Source organism: Micromonospora sp. NPDC048907, from assembly GCF_055586885.1.
The window spans coordinates 18,894-39,845 of sequence record NZ_JBVJHI010000003.1; the positions used below are offsets into that span (position 1 = coordinate 18,894).

Below are 20,952 nucleotides of genomic sequence, written 5' to 3' on the forward strand. Positions count from 1 at the left end.
CCGGCCGGAGGTCAGCGCCGGGTCAGCTCCGTCTCGCCGGCCAGCCGGGCGGCGCGGTCGGCCTCGCCCAGGGCGTCGAGCACCCCGTCCAGTTCGCCGGCCAGCGCCAGGTCGAGGTTGTAGGCCGTGTAGCCGATCCGGTGGTCGGTGATCCGGTTCTGCGGGAAGTTGTAGGTGCGGATCCGCTCCGACCGGTCCACGGTGCGCACCTGCGCCTTGCGGGCGTCCGAGGCGGCCGCGTCGGCCTGCTCCTGTGCCGCAGCGAGCAGCCGGGCCCGCAGGATCCGCATGGCCTGCTCGCGGTTCTGCAGCTGCGACTTCTCGTTCTGGCAGGACACCACGATGCCCGTGGGCACGTGGGTGATCCGCACCGCGGAGTCGGTCGTGTTGACCGACTGGCCGCCCGGCCCGGACGAGCGGAACACGTCGATCCGCAGGTCGTTCGGGTCGATGGTCACGTCCACGTCCTCGGCCTCGGGCAGCACCAGGACACCGGCCGCGCTGGTGTGGATCCGGCCCTGCGACTCGGTGACCGGGACGCGCTGCACCCGGTGCACGCCGCCCTCCCACTTGAGCCGGGACCAGACGCCGTTGCCGCCCTCGGGCACGCCCTTGGTCTTGATCGCCAGGGAGACGTCCTTGACCCCGCCGAGGTCGGAGTCCTGCGCGTCGATCACCTCGGTGACCCATCCGCGCCGCTCGGCGTAACGGGTGTACATCCGCAGCAGGTCGCCAGCGAACAGCGCCGACTCCTCGCCGCCCTCACCGGCCTTGATCTCGACGATGACGTCCTTGGCGTCGTGCGGGTCGCGCGGGATGAGCAGCTCGGCCAGCCGCTCCTCCAGCGCCGGCAGGGACGACGCGATCGCCTCGGCCTCGGTGGCGAAGGCCGGGTCCTCGGCGGCCAGCTCGCGGGCGGCGGCCAGGTCGGCCCGCGCCTGCTCCAGCTCACCGGCCGCCTTGTGCAGCGGGACCAGCTCCGCGTAGCGCCGGCCGACCCGGCGGGCGGTGCCCTGGTCGGCGTGGATCGCGGGGTCGGCCAGCCGCCGCTCCAGCTCGGCGTACTCGTCGAGGAGGGCGGCCAGGCGCTCACTGCTCATGCTGCGGGTGCTCCTTCGACGACGACGACCGGGCGGGGGCGGGCGGAAACGGGCACAAACGGACGAACGCCCGTGCCCGGCACGGAGCCGGACACGGGCGTCGTCGACGGAGCTACTTGGCCTTCTTGGCCTGAACCTTGGCGTACTTCTGCTGGAACTTCGCGACCCGACCGGCGGTGTCCAGCACGCGCTGCTTGCCCGTGTAGAACGGGTGGCAGGCGCTGCAGGTCTCGACGCTGATCGAACCGCCCTTGGCGGTGCTGCGGGTCGTGAACGTGTTGCCGCAGGAGCAGCGGACCTCGGTGGTCACGTACTCCGGGTGGATGTTGGGCTTCATGTCGCCTCGGTCCTTTCGTCGGTGGTCGCCGGGTCGCCGTCGTGCTCCCCGTCGTCACGACGGGCTCGGGCGTGAACCGGAACCGGTGGCCGATTGACCAGTGTGCCATGGGCTTCCGCCGACCCGTCGAGCGGGCCGCACACCAGGTCCGGCAGACGCAACGCTCACCTCCCGGTACGCATTCCCGCCCGCCTCGCGGGCATTCGTGGAGACTGCAGAGGCACGAACGGGAGGTACGGGATGTTCCGCCTGATCGCCACCCGCGGGTTGCCCGCCTCCGGCAAGAGCACCTTCGCCCGCCGGCTCCAGCCGGGGGTGGTCCGGATCAACCGGGACGACCTGCGCCGGATGATGCACGGCGAGCGGCTCTTCACCCAGTGGGCCGAGGGGCAGGTCACCCGCGTGCAGCGGGCCCAGGTGGAGGCGCTGCTGGCGGCCCGGGTGAGCGTCTGCGTCGACGACACCAACCTGCGCTCACGCACCCTGCGGGACTGGGCCGAGCTGGCCGCCCGGTACGGCGCGGCGTTCGAGGTGCACGACTTCACCGACGTGCCGCTGGAGGAGTGCCTGCGCCGGGACGCCGCGCGCCCCGAGGTGGACCGGGTCGGCGAGGCCGCGATCCGCCGGCTGCACGAGCGCTACCTGGCGAACCGCCCGTTACCGCTGCCGGTGCCGACCGCCCGGACCGGCGGCCCGGCCCGGGTCGAGCGGGAGGCCGCCGAGCGCCCCGACATCGTGCTGGTCGACATCGACGGCACGGTGGCGTTGAACGTGTCGCGCAGCCCGTACGACATGACCCGGGTCGGCGAGGACGCACCGAACGAGGCGGTGATCGCGGCGGTCCGGGCCATGCACGCGGCCGGGCACGCGGTGGTCTTCTGCTCGGGCCGGGACGCCACGGCCCGGGCGGACACCGAGGCGTGGCTGGACCGCCACGTCCGGGTCCCCTACCTGGCGCTGCACCTGCGGGCGGTCGGCGACCAGCGCAAGGACGCCGTCGTCAAACGGGAGATCTACGAGCGGGAGATCCGGGACCGCTACCGGGTGGTCGGCGTCTTCGACGACCGCCAGCAGGTGGTCCGGATGTGGCGCTCGCTCGGCCTGACCGTCTTCCAGGTCGCCGAGGGTGACTTCTGAGGTGCGAGGAGGGGCCCCGGGTCGACGCCCGGGGCCCCTCCCGACCGCCGCGCCCGCCGGCGGGCTCCTCCCCCAGGTCGAGGAGCCCGCCGGCGGGGCGGTCAGGCGGCGGGCGCCTCCGCCGCCGTGAGGGTCACCGCCGCCTCGGCGCGGACGCCGTTGACGGTGACCACGAGAAGCACCCGCCCGCCGGGACGCAGCGCGGTCAGCCGGCCGGTCTCCGGGTCGAACCGGGCCACGTGCCAGGGCTTCACCGCGCCGTCCCCGATGAGCAGGTTGGGCGAGCCGGACCAGTCGGCGCTGACCGGGGCGGCCACCGGGACGGTACGGCCGCCCGGCTGGGTGAGCGTGGCCGTGACGGTGGCCGGGGCGCCGACCGCGACCTCGGCCGGGGCGGCCAGGGCGAGGCGGTCGACGTGGGCGTGGAACTCCGCCGCGATCCAGCGCGGCCCCTCGACGAGCGGGTCCCGGCGGGCCTGCTCCGCCTCCTGGCGGGTCACCGGGTCGACGCCGAACTCGGTCCAGCCGGTGAAGCCGCCGAGCTGGGGCGGGGTGGACGGGTCCTTGCCCGAGTTGCCGTTGATCACGTACGGCACGCCGTCCACCCGGTCGGCGTGGAAGGTGCCGACGTGCCCGTTGACGAGGAGCGCGCCCTTGCCGGTGCGGTGCTGGAAGTCGGCCAGCCACTGCTCCACCAGGGCGGCTTCCTTCCGGTCGCCGAGCTGGCTGGCCTTGGCCGGGCTGGGATCGCGGGGCGGGTGGTGGAAGAGCACGGTGACCGAGCCGACCGCCGGGTCGGCGGCCGCCTCGTCTAGCGTCCTCCGCAGCAGTTCCACCTGGTCGAACCCGCCGCCGCGCAGCGAGCCGGTGGCCGTGCTCAGGGTGACGAAGCGGGTGCCCCGGTGGTCGAAGACCCGCGAGGTGTCCCCGAACACGCTCCGGAAGTTGTCGATCGGCGCGCCCATCATCTCGTGGTTGCCGGGGACGTAGTAGTACGGCAGCTCGCCGCCCAGCTCCTCGTCCAGGATCCGCTTGGCCAGCGCGAAGTCCGCCGGATAGGCGGTGTCCACGAAGTCCCCGTCGATGACCAGGAAGTCGGGCTTCGCCGCGCGGATCTCGCGGAGCGTACGGCGGGCCTGGGCGACCAGGTCGCTGTCCGGGTTCGCGGCCACGAACTGGGCGTCGGACATGACGGCGAAGCGCCAGGGCGCCCCGTCGACCGTGCCGTCGCGCAGCACCACCCGGTCGGTGAGGTTCGGCTCCTCCGGCGCCTGCACCGTCGGGGGCACCCGGGCCACCAGGTCGTCGATGACGACCTCGCTCGTGTACTGCTTGGCCGGGTCGGTCTCGGCCACGTAGAACCGGCGCACCCTCACCGGGTACTGCACGCCCGGCGGCACGGTGAACTCGACGTACCGCCAGCCGGTCCAGGTCAGGTAGGGGCCGCGCAGCACGAACTGGGTGTCCTGCGCGTCGTGCAGGTGCAGGCTGGGCCACTCGCCGGTGCCGTTGGCCTTGATCCACATGCCGAACGCCTGCGGCTGGCCGGGCACGTCGATCCAGGCCGGCGGGTCCGCGTACGCGGCCCGGGTGCCGGTGGACTGGCTGAAGTCGTACGACATCTTCAGGCCGGTGCCGGTGTGCCCCTCGGCCGGGGCGACCGCCCCGCTGGCCCGCGCCTGGCTGAACTTCCAGGAGGCGGCGTCGTCGAAACCGGCCACCGGCACGTCGGTGAGCCCGACGGTGACCGGGAGCACGGTGGTCCTCGCGCCGACCCGGACGGTGACCAGCGCCGAGCCGGTGCCGCCGAGCGCGGTGACCGCCAGGTTGCCGTCGGCCGTGGGGGTGACGCTGAGCAGGTCGTGGTCGTACTCGAGCTTCAGGTCGGCCGGCTCGATCGGCGCGGTGTTGCCCTCCGCGTCGTAGCCGACCACGCCGAACAGGCCGCTGTCGCCCTGCTGGTTGAGGCCGAGCCGGTCCACCGTGGAGTCGACGCGCCGCAGCGGGCCGAGGACGGTCAGGTCGAGGGTGCCGCGCGCCGATCCGCGCCAGGCCGTGACGGTGCTGCGCCCGGCCTTGCCGGCCCGGAACACGCCGTCGTCGACGGCGCCCTGGGCGGCCGGGTCGGCCCGCCAGTGCGGCGCGCCGGCGGCCGGCCCGTACGTCTCGTCGTAGCCCGCCGCGGTGAGCCGGCGGGTCAGGCCGGGGAAGACCCGGTCGGGGCGGCCGCCGCGGATCGGCGCGACGCCCGGCGCGGCGGTCGGGTCGCTCGCGGTCTCCAGCCAGTAGCCGGTGAGCCGGCCGCTGCCCTGCGGGGCGTAGATGGCCAGGCCGTTCGGCACCGGCCGCTCGCTGCCGTCGGAGGGGCTGTTCTCCACCTGGACCGCCGCCGCGCCCGGCTCCCGGGCCAGCAGCGTGGAGGAGCCGCCACCGTCGAGGTTGAGCGCGCTCCACGCGCCCAGCTCGACCATCATCCGGCCCATCTCGGTCTGGGTGACGCCCCGGCTGTCCACCTGCCGGCCGTCCACCGTCAGCATGATCATCCGGCGGCCGTCGGCGGAGAAGCCGACCGAGGTGCGCGGGGCCAGGCTGTCGTCGGCGATGGTCTGCACCACGCCGTCGCGGACCAGCACGCTGCCGCCGCCGACCGCGGCGCGCGGGCTGCTCCCGTCGGACGCCTTCGGCCGCCAGGTCAGGTCGACCGGGTCGCCGGGGCGCAGCGCGGCAAGCGCGTCGGCGCCGGCCTCGCGGCCGAGGACCACGGTGGTCCCGGCCGGGATCGGGCCCTCCCCCGCCGTGGTGGCCACGGTGGCGACCCGGCCGCCGGTCACCGTCACCTCGACCACCCGCGCGGCGCCCTCGACGGCCCGCTTGCGGGTGTACGACCCCCAGAGCGGGGTGAAGACGCCCAGGCCGTCGCGCTGCACCATGTTGTTGAACTGGGTGAGCGGCACCGGCCCGGCGGGCAGGGTGGCGGTGCCCTCGAAGCCGACCTGGATGACCCGGCCGATCCCCTCCGCGCTGACCGCGGCGGCGTTGGTGTGGCCGGCCACCGGCGACTGGACCAGCTCGCCGGAGCGGATGCCGATGCCCTGGGCGGCGCCGGAGGCGTTGATGTCGAAGAAGTCGCCGTTGACCGCGGCCACCGCCCGGGAGCGGTCCACCGCCGCGCGCAGCGGCTCGTCCCGGGTGACGGCGCCGGAGTTCACGTAGTCGACGGCCAGGCCGCCGGAGAGGTCGGCGGTGAGGGCGTCGGCCCGCAGCCAGCCGTCGGCGTCGTAGCGGTCGAAGGAGGTCAGGTCGAGTCCGGGGGCGACCGGACGGGTGGTCTTCGCGGTCTCCAGGCCGTCGGCCGGCTCCACACCGGCCTGACCGGCGAGGGCGACCGCGGAGTCGGGACGGGAGGAGGCGGCCGGCGCGTCCTCGGCCGGGGTACGCGGCGGGGCCGCGGCCGCCACACCGGGCGGGACCGGAGCGGTGAGGGTGAGCAGCGGCGTCAGCAGCAGGACGCCGGCGAGACGGGCGGATCGACTGCGGATTCGCATGGACCACAGTCAACCCGAGACTGAACAGAAGTTTCAATACCCTCCGGCTTAACCGAAGAAAAACTTCAGCGCTCCCCGACCCTGGACGCCAAGAGGGGCACGGCCCGCAGGCCGTGCCCCTCTCCGGAGTCCCGTCAGGTCACTCGCCCGGGGTGGACTTCGCGATCTGCATCAGGAACTCGATGTTCGTGCGGGACTGCTTGAGCCGATCCAGCAGGAGGTCGAGCGCCGCCTGCGAGTCCAGCGAGTGCAGCACCTTGCGGAGCTTGTGGATGATCGCCAGCTCCTCCGGCGCGAGCAGGACCTCCTCCTTGCGGGTGCCGGAGGGGTTGATGTCGATCGCCGGGAAGACCCGCTTGTCGGCGATCTTCCGGTCCAGCTTCAGCTCGGCGTTGCCGGTGCCCTTGAACTCCTCGAAGATGACCGTGTCGGCCATCGAGCCGGTCTCCACCAGCGCCGTGGCGAGGATGGTCAGCGAGCCGCCGTTCTCGATGTTCCGCGCCGCGCCCAGGAAGCGCTTCGGCGGGTAGAGCGCGGTGGAGTCGATACCACCCGACATGATCCGGCCGCTGGCCGGCGCCGCCAGGTTGTACGACCGGCCGAGCCGGGTCACCGAGTCGAGCAGCACGACCACGTCGTGGCCCAGCTCGACCAGGCGCTTCGCCCGCTCGATCGCCAGCTCCGCGACCGTGGTGTGGTCCTGCGGCGGACGGTCGAACGTGGCCGCGATGACCTCGCCCTTCACCGACCGCTGCATGTCGGTGACCTCTTCCGGCCGCTCGTCCACCAGCACCACCATGAGGTGGCACTCCGGGTTGTTGCGGGTGATCGCGTTCGCGATCGCCTGCAGCACCATCGTCTTACCCGCCTTCGGCGGCGAGACGATCAACGCCCGCTGGCCCTTGCCGATCGGCATCACCAGGTCGATCACCCGGGTGGTCAGGATGTGCGGCTCGGTCTCCAGCCGCAGCCGCTCCTGCGGGTACAGCGGAGTGAGCTTGTAGAACTCCGGCCGCCGCTTCGCCTCGTCCGGCTCCATCCCGTTGATGGTGTCGAGCCGGACCAGCGGGTTGTACTTGTCGCGCCGCTGCTCGCTGCCGCCGTCGCGGGCGGCCCGGACCGCACCGGTGATCGCGTCACCGCGGCGCAGGCCGTACTTCTTGATCTGGGACATCGAGACGTACACGTCGTTCGGGCCGGCCAGGTAGCCGGTGGTCCGGACGAAGGCGTAGTTGTCGAGCACGTCGATGATGCCGGCGACCGGGACGAGCACGTCGTCCTCGCCGACCTGCGGCTCGCGGCCGCCACCGTCGCCGCCCTCGGGGCGGTCGCCGCGGCCGCGCCGGCGGTCCCGGAACCGGCTGCGCCGGCCGCGCCGGCCGCCGCCCTCGCCGTCGTCGTCACCGTCGTCGTTGCGCTCGGCGCGCTGGCCGCGGTCGTTGCGGTCACCCCGGTCGTTGCGCTCGTTGCGCTCGCCCCGGTCACCGCGCTCGCCCCGCTCGTTGCGCTCGCCCCGGTCGGCACGCTCGCCACGGTCGGCACGCTCGCCCCGCTCGTTGCGCTCGCCACGGTCGGCACGCTCGCCACGGTCGGTGCGCTCGCCACGGTCGCCACGCTCGCCACGGTCGGTGCGCTCGCCGCGCTCAGCCCGGTCACCGCCGCGCTCGGCCCGCTCGCCGCCACGCTCGGCCCGCTCGCGGCCCCGGCCCTCGCCACGCTCGGCGCGCTCCGGCCGCTCGGCCCGATCGGCGCGCTCGCCGGTCTCGGCGGGAGCCTCCTCGGTCCGCGTCTCGGCCGGTCGGGCCTCGGTGGTCGCGGCGGCCGCACGGCTCCGGCGGCTGCGGGTGCGCCCCTCGGTCGCCTCGGCGGCCGGCGCCGGTTCGGCGGCGCGGCGCTCGGGCTCGGCCCGCTCCTCGCGGACCTCGGCGTGCACCTCCTCACGGGCGGGAGCGGCCGCGGCCGCGACCTCGGCCCGCGGTCGAGGGGTTCCGGCGGCGGCGCCGCCCTGCCGCTCGGTGATCGCGCTGATCAGCTCGCCCTTGCGCATGCGAGCCGTACCGGAGATACCGAGCGACGCGGCCAGGCTCTGGAGCTCAGGCAGCAGCATCGCCGACAGGCCGGTGCCGCTGCGCCGACGGCGTGTGGGGGCGGCAGTGGTGGCATCGCCAGCGACGTTGGAAACATCCGACGTCACGTCGGTGGTGTCGCTCAATGGATTCCTTCCCTCGATAGGCCGGGGCTGCCCGGAGTCGAAGAACAGGTGGCCGGGCGGCCTCGGTGCACCCGCCTCGCATGGACGCGTCGCGGGAGTCTGTGACACAGCAGCCGGTCGGTTTCCCGACTCACCAACATCGGTGAGCAGGTCTCGCCGTCTGCGGCGACCTGTGGAAACTGCGGCGCGGCGTGGGCCTTTGGCAGGGGTGACGGGCTGACCGCCGAGAGCTTCGGGGGTGCGCCGACCCGCAGGAGATCGCATGCTTCGCGGCTGTGCTAGGTGTAGAGCGTAATCAACTCTTCCGACCTGCGGCAACAGGGTCCCGCTCGGCGTGTCCCAGTCTACCCCGGGTGACCCGGGCACCGCTGACGTCTATCGGCAACTCCCACCGGCGCCAATCTGTTCCCGCCTGGAATCCCGCGGGGACCTGGGACAACGCCAGCACGGTCGGACCCGCCCCACTGACCACAGCCGCCACACCGGCCGCACGGAGCGCGGCCACGAGGGCGGCGGTGGCCGGCATCCCCTCGGCCCGGTAGTCCTGGTGCAGCCGGTCGACGGTGCCCGGAAGCAGCAGCGTCGGGTCGGCGGTCAGCGCGTGCACCAGCAGCGCGGCCCGGCCCGCGTTCAGCGCCGCGTCGCCGTGCGGCACGGTGGCCGGCAGCGCCGCCCGGGCGACCGAGGTCAGCCCGCGCTCGCCCGGGACGAAGACGGTGGGCCGGACCGCCCCGGCCACGGGCAGGGTGACCGCCCGCGCGCCGGCCGGCTCCGTCCAGGCGACCGTGAAGCCGCCGAGCAGGCATGGCGCCACGTTGTCGGGGTGCCCCTCCAGCTCGGAGGCGAGCCGGAGCGCGGCGGCGTCGTCCAGCCGCGCGGCGCCGTCGGCGATCAGCGCCCGGGCCAGCAGGACCCCGGCCACGATGGCCGCCGAGGAGGACCCGAGGCCGCGCGCCTGCGGGATCCGGTTGACGCACTCCAGCGCCAGCCCGGCCGGCTGCGCGCCGAGCACGTCGAAGGCCGCCCGCATGGCGGTCACCACCAGGTGCCGGTCGTCGCCGGGCAGCTCGCCGGCGCCCTCCCCGGTCACCGCGACCCGTACGCCGGCGGCGGTCACCTCGGCCGCCACGTCGTCGTGCAGCCCGAGGGCCAGCCCGAGCGAATCGAAGCCCGGGCCGAGGTTCGCGCTGGTCGCGGGCACCCGGACCCGCACCGGACCGGAGGTGAAAGTCGTCGGCACGGGCTCATGCTAGGTCCCGGCGCCGACAGCCCGCCGGATCGCCCGGACCGTGGGAAGGGCGGTCCCCCGCTCAGGGGGTGCGGCAGGGCTCCGACTCCTCGACCGGGTCGGTGAGCGACAGCCGCCGGGTGGCGAGCCGCCAGCCCACCGCGTAGACCACCGTGACCAGGCCGCAGCCGGCCAGGACGACGCGCTCGTCGATCGTGTCGACCACGAACGCCACGACCAGCTGGCTGACCGAGATGGCGAGCGTCGCCAGCATCATGTCGGTGGCGAAGACCCGGCCGCGCAATCGGTCCGGCACCTCCCCCTGCAGGGCGTAGTTGGAGAGCACCCAGTTGCTGCCACCGCCCAGGTGGGCCAGGAAGACCAGCATCAGCGCCAGCGGGAACCAGTTCACCACCGCCACACCGACGTAGGCCAGGCCGTAGAGGGACATCGACAGGGCCAGGCCGGTGAGCAGCCACGCGCGGTTGCTGAGCACCCGCCGCATGAGGATCGGCCCGACCAGTGCGCCGGCGCCGCGGAAGGCGAAGAGCAGGCCGGTGCCGATCGCGCCTACCCCGTACAGCCCGGCGAGCAGCGGGAACACGGTGAGCACGCCGTTGCCCAGGCCCACCGCCGACTTCACGGTCACCAGGGCGAGCACCCGCGGCCGGTGCGCGATGTAGCCCAACGCCTCGCGGATCGCCGCCCAGGTGCGCGGGACGGCCACCGCCGGGTCGCGGGGCGCCTGCAACGGCCGGCGGATCCGCGCGGCCAGGGCCGCCGCCCCGGCCAGGCCGACCGCCGCCACCCAGAAGCTGGCGTACGGGCCGGCGGCGGCGCTGAGCATGCCGCCGAGCGAGGCGCCGACCACGGTCATGGTGCCCCAGGCCGAGCCGGCGATCGCGTTGCCGGCGGCCAGGTCGTCCGGGTCGAGCACGTTGGGCAGGGCGGCCTGGGCGGCCGGCGAGTAGAACGCCTTCGCCACCGCCACGGCGGCGATCGACACCAGGGCCAGCCAGGCGGTGCCGGCGCTCCGGACGCCGAGCAGCAGCAGGATGCCGGCCAGTGCGGCGAGGTTCGCCGCCATCATGATCTTCCGGCGGTCGAACCGGTCGGCGATGGTGCCGGTGTACGGGAGCAGCAGGGCGGTCATGCCGGTGTCCACGGCGAGCACCAGCGCCCCCCACACCCCGCTGCCGGTCAGTTCCGGCAGGAGCACCAGCAGCGGCACCATGACGAACCAGTCGGCGCCGAAGGCCACCAGCTCGGCGAGGAAGAGGTTGCGGAAGTCGCGGTTGCGGACGAGGACCGAGACAGTGGGTGACACGCCGGAACCCTATCGGGCCGCTCCCAGGACGGCGGCGCGGCGCAGCAGTTCGGAGACGGTGACGAAGGTGTAGCCGCGGGCGCGCAGCCCTGTGATCATGTCGGGCAGGCCGCCGAGCGCGACGAGCCGCCGCTCGGGGCCGACGTCGTGACCGAGCAGGATGGTGCCGGGTCGCACGTCGGCCACGATCCGCCGGGCGTGCCCGGCCGGGTCGTGCGGGTATTCCCCCTCGACCATCTGGAGGGACCAGAGGACCAGCCGGTAGTTGAGCCGGGCGGCGGCGTGGAGCACCGCGCCGCCCAGGTGCCCCCAGGGCGGGCGGAGCAGCCGGGGCGCCACCCCGGTGGCCGCCGCGATCGCCTCGTGGCTGCGGCGCAGGTCGTCGTAGGCGGTGTGGGCGTCCATCCGGGCCAGGTCGTGGTGCGCCCAGCTGTGGTTGCCCACCTCGTGCCCACCCAGCCGGTCGCGGACCAGCGCGGCGTGCCGGCGGGCCCGCTCCCCGACCAGGAAGAAGGTGGCCGGCACCCGGTGCTCGGCCAGGGTGTCCAGCACCATGGGTGTCCACTGTGGCTGCGGCCCGTCGTCGAACGTCAGCGCGACCAGCGGGTCGCCGGTGCGGACCGCCCAGACGACCTCGACCCCGCCACCGCCCACCTGCTGGTAGCGGCTGCCCAGGGTGGCGCTGGCCGGTCCGGCGGCCAGCGGGAGCCGGCGGTCGGCGATCCAGGTGGTCTGCACGGTGGTGGCGACACCCAGCGCGGCGCCCCCGGCCAGCAGCGCGGTGCGGCGCAGCACGCTGCGCCTGCCCCACCGGGCCACGCCGTCCGCCATCGCCCCGCTCCCGGTCCGGTCGGCCGCCCCGGCTCGGCGGGACGGGCCGACACCCACAGTGAGTTTCGGCTCACTCACCGTACCGCCCCCCGGGTGGTTCCCACCGTCCCCCGAACGGGAGAGGTGGCCGTCCCCGGCGGGAACGGCCACCTCTCCGGGCTGCGGCGGTTACTCCGGCGGGAGCGGGGACCGGCGGCTCTTCGGCAGGCGCAGCACCTCGAACTGGTCCGTACCGTCGACCAGCGCGGCCGACGGCGCCGGCCGGGCCGGCGGCTCGGCGACCGGGCCGGCGGCCTCGGCCGGACCCTGCCCGCCCCCGACGGTCACCGGGACGGGCGCCGGTGCCGGCGTCTCGACGGGCGCCGGGGTGCCCCGCCGGCGGGCCCGGCGCTCGCGGAAGGACTCCTTGGTGCGCTCCACCATCGTGTAGAGGGTCGGCACCAGGATCAGCGTGAGCAGCGTCGAGCTGAGCAGACCGCCGATCACCACGACGGCCAGCGGCTTGGAGATGAACCCGCCCTCACCGGTCAGGCCGAACGCCATCGGCAGCAGCGCGAACACGGTGGCGACCGCGGTCATCAGGATCGGTCGCAACCGGCGGCGGCCGCCCTCGACCACCGCCTCGGTCACGCCCATGCCCTGCTCCCGGTACTGGTTAATCAGGTCCAGCAGCACGATCGCGTTGGTCACCACGATGCCGACGAGCATGAGCACGCCGATCAGCGCCGGGACGCCCAGCGGGGTGCCGGTGAGCAGCAGCAGGCCGATCGCGCCGGTCGCCGCGAACGGCACGGAGATCAGCAGGATCAGCGCCTGGGTCAGGCTGCGGAACGTGCCCACCATGATCAGGAAGACGATCGCGATCGCGGCCAGCACGGCCAGCCCCAGGTCGGCGAAGGCGTCGGCCTGGTCCGCGCTGACGCCGCCGATGACGAACGTCGCCCCCGGCACGTCCAGCGCGTCCAGCTTCTTCTGCAGCTCCTGGGTGGTGGCGCCGAGGTTCGAGCCGGTCGCCGTGCCGGTCACCGACACGCTCCGCTCGCCGTCGATCCGGGTCACCTGCTGCGGGCCCTCGACCTGGTTGACGTCGGCGATGTCGTCCAGCTTCACGGGGCCGACCGGCAGCGCCCGCAGCTCGGCCACGCTCAGCGGCGGCCGGGCCCCGGTGCTCAGCACCACGTCCTGCGGGGTGCCGTCCAGGGTGACCTGGCCGAGCGGCGCCCCCCGGTACGCCTGCGCGACGACCTGACCCACCGCCGCCTCGGTCAGCCCGGCCCGCGCCGCGGCGACCCGGTCGACGGTCACCTCCACCCGGGGCACCCGGGTGGCCAGGCCGGTGGTGACGTCCTCGACGCCCGCCGTGCCGGCCATCGCGTCCCGGACGGCCTCGGCGGCCCGGGTCAGCGTGTCCTGGTCGGCGGCCTGCACGACCACCTCGAGCTGGTTCGCGGAGGCGTTCTGCCCACCCCCGAAGGTCAGCTCGCCGGCCTCCGGGCCGAGCCGGTCGAACTCCGTGCGCAGCTTCTCCCGGACCTCGGCCGCGTCGGTGTCGTCGCCGAGCGCCAGCGACCAGGAGGCGGTGTCGTTGCCGCCGCCGGCCCACGGGTTGTCGCCGCCGCCCGCGCTGACCTGGTACGTCTCCACCCCCGGCGTGCGCCGGAGGATCTCCTCCACCCGGGCGGCGGCCTGGTCGGTGCCGGTCAACCCGGTGCCCGCCGGCAGCTCCTGCTGGATGGCCAGGGTGTCCTGGCCGGAGTCGTCGAGGAAGTTGGTCTCCAGCTTCTGGGCCAGGCCGAACGTGCCGAAGAGCACCAGCAGGCCCAGCGCCACGGTCGCCCAGCGGGTGCCGCGGGACCGGGTGGCGAAGCCGATCACCGGAAGGTAGCCCCGCTGCAACGGGCTGCGCAGCTCCTTCTCCGCGGCGGCCCGCCGGGCGGCGGCCTCGTCGGCCCCGCCGCGCGGCGGCTTGAGGAACCAGTACGCCAGCACCGGGATCACGGTCAGCGAGACCAGCAGCGAGGCGAGCAGGGCCACCGTCACGGTGATCGCGAACGGCGCGAAGAGCTGCCCCACGAAGCCGCCCACCAGGGCGATCGGCGCGAAGACGGCGACCGTGGTGAGGGTCGAGGCGGTCACCGCGCCGGCCACCTCGCGGACCGCGGCCAGGATGGCGTCGCGCTTCGGCTCGCCGTACTCCAGGTGCCGCTTGATGTTCTCCAGCACCACGATCGAGTCGTCGACCACCCGGCCGACGGCGATGGTCAGCGCGCCGAGCGTGAGCAGGTTCAGCGAGTAGTCGCCGGCCCACAGCACGATGAGCGCGACCAGCACCGACAGCGGGATGGAGACCGCGGTGACCACGGTCGAGCGCACCGAGAGCAGGAAGACCAGGATCACCACGACCGCCATGAGCAGGCCGAGCAGGCCCTCGGTGGTGAGGCTCTCGATGGACCGCTCCACGAACGGGGCCTGGTCGAAGACCACGGTCAGGTCGGCGCCGGAGGCCGCCTCCAGCTCGTCCAGGCGGTCCCGGATGTCGTGCGAGATGGCCACCGCGTTGCCGTCGGGCGAGGCCGTGACCGCGATGCCGAGGCTGGGCTTGCCGTTGGTGCGGGTGAAGGCGGTGGCCGGGGCGAGCTGCTGCTCCACCCGGGCCACGTCGCCGAGGCGCACCGGGGCGGCGGGGGCGGTGCTGAGCACGATCCCGCGCAGGTCGTCGACGCTGCGGATCGGGGTGCCGACCTGCACCGGCAGCGAGCGGCCGCCCTCGATCACCGCGCCGGCCGGCAGCGCCACGCCGTTGGTCTTCAACGCCTGGGCGATGGCGGTCGGGGCCAGCCGGGCCGCGGCCAGCTTCGCCGCGTCGGGGACGATCGTCACGACCTGGTCGCGGGCGCCGGTCACGTCGACCGTACGGACCCCGTCCAGCCCCTCCAGCTCGGGTACGACGGTGGCGCGCAGCTTCTCGGCCAGGGCCTGCTCGTCGCCGCCGCCGGTCGCGGCCACCACCACGGCCGGCAGGTCGTCGGTGCTGCCGGCGAGCACCTGCGGGTCGACGCCCTCGGGGAGCTGGGCGTCGATCCGGCTCAGCGCGGTCTGCATCTTGTTGACCACGTCGTCCAGGTCGGTGCCGAACTCGTACTGCACCTGGACGGTGGCGGAGCCCTCGCGCGAGGTGGAGGTGATCTTCTCCAGCCCCGGGATGCCCTGGAGGCTGTTCTCGATCGGCTCGGCGACCTGGGACTCGACGATCTCCGGCGCGGCGCCCGGGTACGGCGCCATGATGAACGCGGCGGGGAACTCCAGCGACGGCAGCAGCTGCTGCTTCAGCGACGGCACGGCGAACGCCCCGAACGCCGTGGTCACCAGCGCGATGAGGGCGATCAGCCCCCGGTTGGCGAGACTGAATCTGGCGAGCAGCGACATGGGCGTTACTCACTCCTGGAAAGGGGTGTACGGGGTGGGATGAGTCTGCCGCACGCGATCACGCTCCCACCCACTGGCCCCGGCCGGCGTGACGCCGCCCGCTCCGGCCGGCGCGGGCCGGTCAGACCAGGTCGAGGGAGCGGGCCGCGGCCAGGGCGTCGTTGGCGATGGTCAGCGGGGCGGGGGCGGTGGAGATGGCCCACTCCGGGTCCTTGAGGCCGTGGCCGGTCACCGTGCAGACCACGGTGGCGCCCGCCGGCACCCGGCCGGCGGCGGCCTGCTGGAGCAGACCGGCCACGCTGGCCGCGCTGCCCAGCTCGACGAAGACACCGACCTCGCGGGCCAGCAGCCGGTACGCGGAGAGGATCTCCCGGTCGGTGACCGCCGAGATCAGCCCCTCGGACGCCTCCCGGGCGTCGATCGCCTTGGTCCAGCTCGCCGGGTTGCCGATCCGGATGGCGGTGGCGATGGTGGACGGCTCCGGCACCACCTGCCCGGTGACGATCGGCGCCGCGCCGGCCGCCTGGAAGCCGTACATCTTCGGGGCCTTCGTGGCGTTGCCGTCCCGCAGGTCCTCCGAGTAGCCCATCCAGTAGGCGGAGATGTTGCCGGCGTTGCCCACCGGCAGGCAGTGGATGTCGGGCGCGTCGCCGAGCGCCTCGACGATCTCGAACGCGGCGGTCTTCTGCCCGTGCAGGCGGTCGACGTTCACCGAGTTGACGAGCGCGACCGGGTAGTCCTGGGCGAGCTTGCCGGCCAGCGCCAGGCAGTCGTCGAAGTTGCCCTGCACCTGGAGCAGCTTGGCGCCGTGCACCAGCGCCTGGGCCAGCTTGCCCAGCGCGATCTTGCCCTGCGGCACCAGCACCGCGCAGGTGATCCCGGCGCGGGCCGCGTACGCGGCGGCGGAGGCGCTGGTGTTGCCCGTGGAGGCGCAGATGATCGCCTTGTCACCGGCCTCGACGGCCTTGGAGACGGCGACCGTCATGCCCCGGTCCTTGAACGAGCCGGTCGGGTTCGCTCCCTCGACCTTGAGCCACACGTCGGCGCCGACCCGGGCGGAGAGCACCGGCGCCGGCAGCAGCGGCGTGTTCCCCTCGTGCAGGGTGACGACGGGAGTGGCGCCGGTGACCGGCAGCCGGTCGCGGTACGCCTCGATCAGACCCCGCCACATGTCGCGCTCCTCGCCTCTGCCGCCGCGGTCGCCGCGGGGCCCCTACCAGCGTGGACCAGCCTCCCGGACCGGCCGCCGGCACACCCCTGGATAACCATCAGGCGGGACGGTCGGCTACGCCCCGCCCTCGACGCGCAGGACGCTCGTCACCGAGCGGACGATGTCCAGCCCGCGCAGCTCGCCGACGGTGGCGGCGAGCGCGGCGTCCGGCGCCACGTGGGTGACGATGACCAGCTCGGCGTCGGGGCCGCCGCCGGCCGGGCCCTGCCGCACGGTGGCGATGGAGACCTCGTGCCGGGCGAAGACCCCGGCCACCGCCTCCAGCACACCCGGGCGGTCGGCCACGTCCAGGCTGATGTGGTAGCGGGTGAGCGCCTCGCCCATGGGCCGGACCGGCAGGTCGGCGTACGCCGACTCGCTGGCCGCGTGGACCCCGGCGAGGCGGTTGCGGGCCACGGCCACCACGTCGCCGAGGACCGCGCTGGCGGTCGGCGCGCCGCCCGCGCCCCGGCCGTAGAACATGAGCTGCCCGGCCGCCTCGGCCTCGACGAACACCGCGTTGAACGCGTCGCCGACGCCCGCGAGGGGGTGGGTCAGCGGGATCATGGCCGGGTGCACCCGGACGCTGACCGTCTCGCGCCCGGCCGCGTCGGTGCCCCGGGCCGCGATGCAGAGCAGCTTGATGGTGCAGCCCATGGCCCTGGCGCTGGCCACGTCGGCGGCGGTCACCTCGGTGATGCCCTCGCGGTGCACGTCGGCGGCGGTGACCCGGGTGTGGAACGCCAGCGAGGCGAGGATGGCCGCCTTGGCCGCCGCGTCGAAGCCCTCCACGTCGGCCGTGGGGTCGGCCTCGGCGTACCCCAGTTCGGTGGCCTCCTCCAGGGCCTCGGCGAAGCCCGCGCCGGTGGCGTCCATGGCGGAGAGGATGAAGTTGGTGGTGCCGTTGACGATGCCGGTGACCCGGTTGATCCGGTCCCCGTGCAGCGACTCGCGCAGCGGGCGCAGCAGCGGGATGGCCCCGGCGACGCTGGCCTCGTAGTAGAGGTCCGCGCCGCCCTCGGCGGCCGCGTCGTGCAGCGTCGCGCCGTCCTCGGCGAGCAGCGCCTTGTTGGCGGTGACCACGCTCTTGCCGGCGCGCAGCGCCTCGACCAGCCAGGTGCGGGCCGGCTCGATCCCGCCGACCACCTCGACCACGACGTCCACGTCGTCCCGCTTGATCAGGCCGAGCGGGTCGGTGGTGAACAGGGCGGGGTCGACCGGCAGGTCGCCGCGGTCCCGGCCGAGCCGGCGGACGGCGATGCCGGCGATCTCCAGCGGGGCGCCGATCCGGGCGGCGAGGTCGGCCGACTGCTCGTGCAGCAGCCGCACCACGTCGCTGCCGACCGTGCCGCAGCCGAGCAGCGCCAAGCGAACGGGTGAGGTCATCCCACATCCAATGCGAGCAGGTCGTCTTCGGTCTCCCGGCGGACGATGAGCCGGGCCCGACCGTCGCGGACGGCGACGACCGGGGGCCGCGGGACATGGTTGTAGTTGCTGGCCATGCTCCGGCAGTACGCCCCGGTGCCGGGCACCGCGACAAGATCTCCGGGCTGCACGTCGGCGGGCAGGAATTCATCCTTCACCACGATGTCCCCGGACTCACAGTGCTTTCCCACCACGCGGGCGAGCATCGGCTCGGCGGCCGAGGCCCGGTTGGCCACCGTCGCCGAGTAGGACGCGTCGTAGAGCGCGGTGCGGATGTTGTCGCTCATCCCCCCGTCGACGCTGACATAGGCACGACCGTCCGCTGCGCCGCCCCCGGTGCCGCCGAGCGGCACGGACTTGACCGTGCCCACCTCGTAGAGGGTGAACACGGCCGGCCCGACGATGGCCCGGCCCGGCTCGATGGACAGGTGCGGCACGGCCAGGTTCTCCGCCGCGCACTCCCCGTCGACGATCTTGCGCAGCCGCTTGGCCAGCTCGTGCGGCGCGGCCGGGTCGTCCTGCGTCGTGTACGCGATGCCGAAGCCGCCGCCCAGGTCCAGTTCGGGCAGCTCGACCCCGCGCGCGTCGCGGATCTGCGCCTGGAGGGCCAGCACCCGGCGGGCGGACACCTCGAAGCCGCTGGCGTCGAAGATCTGCGAGCCGATGTGCGAGTGCAGCCCGCGCAGCTCCAGCACGTCCTCGTCGAGGATCTTGAAGGCGGCCGCCGCGGCCGCGCCGCCCGCGAGGGAGAAGCCGAACTTCTGGTCCTCGTGCGCGGTGGCGATGAACTCGTGGGTGTGCGCCTCCACGCCGACGGTCACTCGGACCAGCACCCTCGGCCGCACCCCGCGCTCGCGGGCGATCGCGGTGAGCCGGTCGATCTCGGCGAACGAGTCCACGATGATCCGGCCCACCCCGGCGTCCACGGCCCGGGTCAGCTCGGCCACGGACTTGTTGTTGCCGTGAAAGCCGATCCGCGCGGGCTCCATGCCGGCCGACAGCGCCGTGGCCAGCTCGCCCCCCGTGCAGACGTCGAGGAACAGGCCCTCCTCGGCGATCATCCGGACCACCGCCCGGCAGAGGAACGCCTTGCCGGCGTAGTAGACGTCGGCGTCCGGGAAGGCGTCCCGGAACTCGCGGCCGCGCGCGCGCAGGTCGTCCTCGTCCAGCACGTACACCGGGGTGCCGAACTCGGCGCCCAGGTCGCGGACGTCCAGGCCCGCGACCGTCAGGGCGCCGCCCGCTCCGCGCACCACGTTGCGCGGCCACAGGTGCGGGACCAGCTCGTTGACGTCGACCGGCGGACGCAGCCAGGCCGGACCCCGGTTGCCGATGTCGCCGTGCAGGGCACCGGCCTCGTGCGCCCGCATCAGTTGTCTCCGCTTCGCGACTGTGGGGCTTCCAAGCTCACTCCTCGCGCTCGCATTACATCCGCTCCGGAGCCGAGACGCCGAGCAGGCGCAGGCCGTTGGCGATGACCACCCGGGTGGCGTCGTTCAGCCAGAGCCGGGCCCGGTGCAGGTCGGTGGCCTCCTCGTCGCCGCGCGGCAGGATCCGGCAGTTGTCGTAGAACCGGTGGTAGGCCCCGGCCAGCCGCTCCAGGTAGCGGGCCACCAGGTGCGGGCCGCGCAGCTCGGCCGCCGAGGAGACCACGGCGGGGAACTCGGCGAGGGCCTTGAGCAACTCGTTCTCCTTCTCGTGGGAGAGCAGCTCGGCGTGGAAGCCGGCGGCCTCGCCCCGGGTCAGCCCGACCTCGGCGGCGTTGCGGCCCACGCTGGCGGTGCGGGCGGCCACGTACTGCACGTAGTAGACCGGGTTGTCGCGGGTCGCGCGCGTCCACAGCTCCACGTCGATGTCGATCGGCGAGTCGCTGGAGTAGCGGGCCAGCGCGTAGCGGGAGGCGTCCACGCCGATCGCGTCGACCAGGTCCTCCAGGGTGACCACCGTGCCGGCCCGCTTGCTCATCCGCACCGGGGCGCCGTCGCGGAGCAGGTTGACCAGCTGGCCGATGAGGATCTCCAGGTTGCGGTCCGGGTCGTCGCCGAAGCAGGCGGCCATGGCCTTCATCCGGCCGATGTAGCCGTGGTGGTCGGCGCCCAGCATGATCACCACGCGCTCGAACCCGCGCTCGCGCTTGTCCAGGTAGTAGGCGCAGTCCGCCGCGAAGTAGGTCCACTCGCCGTTGGACTTGCGCAGCACCCGGTCCTTGTCGTCGCCGAAGTCCGTGGTGCGCAGCCAGGTGGCGCCCTCGGACTCGTAGAGGTGACCCTGCTCACGCAGCCGGTCGAGCGCCTTGTCCAGCTCACCCCGGTCGTGCAGGTCCTTCTCGTTGAAGTAGGTGTCGAACTCCACGCCGAAGTCGCGCAGCGACGACTTGATCTCGGCGAACATCAGCTGGACGCCCTCGACCCGGAACACCTCCTGGGCGGCGTCCTCGGCCAGGTCCAGCACCTCGGGCCGGCGCTCGACCACCTCGGCCGCGATCTCCGCGATGTACGCGCCGCCGTAGCCGTCCTCCGGGGCCGGCTGGCCCTGCGCGGCGGCGAGCAGGGAGCGGGCGAACCGGTCGATCTGGGAGCCGGCGTCGTTGAAGTAGTACTCGGTGCCCACGTCGGCGCCGGTGGCGCGGAGCAGCCGGCTGAGCGCGTCGCCGACGGCCGCCCAGCGGACCCCGCCGATGTGCACCGGGCCGGTCGGGTTCGCCGAGACGAACTCCAGGTTGATCCGCTGGCCGGCCAGGGTGTCGCTGCGGCCGTACGCCGGGCCGGCCTCGACGATGACCCGGGCGAGCTGGCCGGCGGCGGCCGCGTCGAGCCGGATGTTGAGGAACCCCGGGCCGGCGATCTCCACCGACTTGATCCCCGACGCCTTGCCCAGCTCGTCGGCGAGGGCGCCGGCCAGCTCCCGCGGGGGGACGCCGACCTTCTTGCTGAGCTGCAGCGCCAGCGTCGAGGCGTAGTCGCCGTGCTCGGGGCTGCGGGGTCGCTCGACGGTGGTCTGCGCGGGCAGCGCGGAGCGGTCCAGGCCCCGGTCTTCGAAGACGGCGTGGGCTGCGGCGAGGACGACCTCGGCGAGTTCTGCGGGAGTCACCGAACCATGTTATCGGGGGTAGACTCGGTCCCCGCGGCGGCGACCCAGCATGTGCACCGGCCCCGCGGCTCCCCTGACCGACCG

At 74.1% G+C, this 20,952-nt stretch carries 13 protein-coding genes; 1 reads left to right on the plus strand and 12 read right to left on the minus strand.

All coding sequences use genetic code 11. The features are described from left to right. Positions 1-11 precede the first annotated feature (11 nt). Positions 12-1,100 carry a peptide chain release factor 1 gene (prfA, locus tag ACZ6PY_RS09605; protein WP_466070840.1) on the minus strand — a complete coding sequence of 363 codons (1,089 nt, stop codon included), beginning with the start codon at positions 1,098-1,100 and terminating at the stop codon, positions 12-14. Positions 1,101-1,212: 112 nt separating this feature from the next. After that, complete coding sequence (rpmE, locus tag ACZ6PY_RS09610) at positions 1,213-1,437, minus strand: 50S ribosomal protein L31 (protein ID WP_091262200.1); 225 nt, start codon at positions 1,435-1,437, stop codon at positions 1,213-1,215. A gap of 240 nt (positions 1,438-1,677) precedes the next feature. Here rpmE and ACZ6PY_RS09615 point away from each other — a divergent pair, with 240 nt between their 5' ends. Then, positions 1,678-2,574, plus strand: a complete 897-nt coding sequence (locus tag ACZ6PY_RS09615) for a phosphatase domain-containing protein (protein ID WP_466070842.1) — start codon at positions 1,678-1,680, stop codon at positions 2,572-2,574. A gap of 101 nt (positions 2,575-2,675) precedes the next feature. Here ACZ6PY_RS09615 and ACZ6PY_RS09620 read toward each other — a convergent pair whose 3' ends face one another. The 10 genes from ACZ6PY_RS09620 to argS form a co-directional block, all read right to left on the minus strand. After that, entirely contained in the window at positions 2,676-6,119 is a 3,444-nt protein-coding gene (locus ACZ6PY_RS09620) for a phosphodiester glycosidase family protein (RefSeq protein WP_466070844.1), read from the minus strand. 139 nt (positions 6,120-6,258) lie between these two features. Further along, a complete protein-coding gene (gene rho, locus ACZ6PY_RS09625; RefSeq protein WP_466070846.1) occupies positions 6,259-8,331 on the minus strand; it encodes a transcription termination factor Rho in 2,073 nt (690 codons plus the stop codon). Positions 8,332-8,626: 295 nt separating this feature from the next. Continuing rightward, entirely contained in the window at positions 8,627-9,571 is a 945-nt protein-coding gene (gene thrB, locus ACZ6PY_RS09630) for a homoserine kinase (RefSeq protein WP_466070848.1), read from the minus strand. A 70-nt stretch (positions 9,572-9,641) separates the two neighbouring features. Continuing rightward, positions 9,642-10,886 carry an MFS transporter gene (locus tag ACZ6PY_RS09635; protein ID WP_466070850.1) on the minus strand — a complete coding sequence of 415 codons (1,245 nt, stop codon included), beginning with the start codon at positions 10,884-10,886 and terminating at the stop codon, positions 9,642-9,644. A gap of 9 nt (positions 10,887-10,895) precedes the next feature. Beyond that, the gene (locus tag ACZ6PY_RS09640) at positions 10,896-11,717 is read right to left on the minus strand and encodes a polysaccharide deacetylase family protein (protein WP_466070851.1); all 822 of its coding nucleotides are present in this window, start codon (positions 11,715-11,717) and stop codon (positions 10,896-10,898) included. A 168-nt stretch (positions 11,718-11,885) separates the two neighbouring features. After that, a complete protein-coding gene (locus ACZ6PY_RS09645; RefSeq protein ID WP_466070853.1) occupies positions 11,886-15,143 on the minus strand; it encodes an efflux RND transporter permease subunit in 3,258 nt (1,085 codons plus the stop codon). 121 nt (positions 15,144-15,264) lie between these two features. Further along, on the minus strand, positions 15,265-16,314 hold the full coding sequence (thrC, locus tag ACZ6PY_RS09650) for a threonine synthase (RefSeq protein WP_466070855.1): 1,050 nt from the start codon (positions 16,312-16,314) through the stop codon (positions 15,265-15,267). A 114-nt stretch (positions 16,315-16,428) separates the two neighbouring features. Next, positions 16,429-17,739, minus strand: a complete 1,311-nt coding sequence (locus ACZ6PY_RS09655) for a homoserine dehydrogenase (RefSeq protein ID WP_466070857.1) — start codon at positions 17,737-17,739, stop codon at positions 16,429-16,431. Next, the gene (lysA, locus tag ACZ6PY_RS09660) at positions 17,736-19,148 is read right to left on the minus strand and encodes a diaminopimelate decarboxylase (RefSeq protein WP_466070859.1); all 1,413 of its coding nucleotides are present in this window, start codon (positions 19,146-19,148) and stop codon (positions 17,736-17,738) included. The genes ACZ6PY_RS09655 and lysA overlap by 4 nt, the downstream gene beginning before the upstream one ends. A gap of 55 nt (positions 19,149-19,203) precedes the next feature. After that, positions 19,204-20,868 (minus strand): arginine--tRNA ligase, encoded by a 1,665-nt coding sequence (argS, locus tag ACZ6PY_RS09665; RefSeq protein WP_466070861.1) that lies wholly within the window; start codon positions 20,866-20,868, stop codon positions 19,204-19,206. Positions 20,869-20,952: the final 84 nt, after the last annotated feature.

Coding starts and splice junctions, on each gene's coding strand:
- prfA (WP_466070840.1), bottom strand. CDS start 1,100: ATGAGCAGTGAGCGCCTGGCCGCCCTCCTCGACGAGTACGCCGAGCTG.
- rpmE (WP_091262200.1), bottom strand. CDS start 1,437: ATGAAGCCCAACATCCACCCGGAGTACGTGACCACCGAGGTCCGCTGC.
- ACZ6PY_RS09615 (WP_466070842.1), top strand. CDS start 1,678: ATGTTCCGCCTGATCGCCACCCGCGGGTTGCCCGCCTCCGGCAAGAGC.
- ACZ6PY_RS09620 (WP_466070844.1), bottom strand. CDS start 6,119: ATGCGAATCCGCAGTCGATCCGCCCGTCTCGCCGGCGTCCTGCTGCTG.
- ACZ6PY_RS09640 (WP_466070851.1), bottom strand. CDS start 11,717: ATGGCGGACGGCGTGGCCCGGTGGGGCAGGCGCAGCGTGCTGCGCCGC.
- ACZ6PY_RS09645 (WP_466070853.1), bottom strand. CDS start 15,143: ATGTCGCTGCTCGCCAGATTCAGTCTCGCCAACCGGGGGCTGATCGCC.
- thrC (WP_466070855.1), bottom strand. CDS start 16,314: ATGTGGCGGGGTCTGATCGAGGCGTACCGCGACCGGCTGCCGGTCACC.
- ACZ6PY_RS09655 (WP_466070857.1), bottom strand. CDS start 17,739: ATGACCTCACCCGTTCGCTTGGCGCTGCTCGGCTGCGGCACGGTCGGC.
- lysA (WP_466070859.1), bottom strand. CDS start 19,148: ATGCGGGCGCACGAGGCCGGTGCCCTGCACGGCGACATCGGCAACCGG.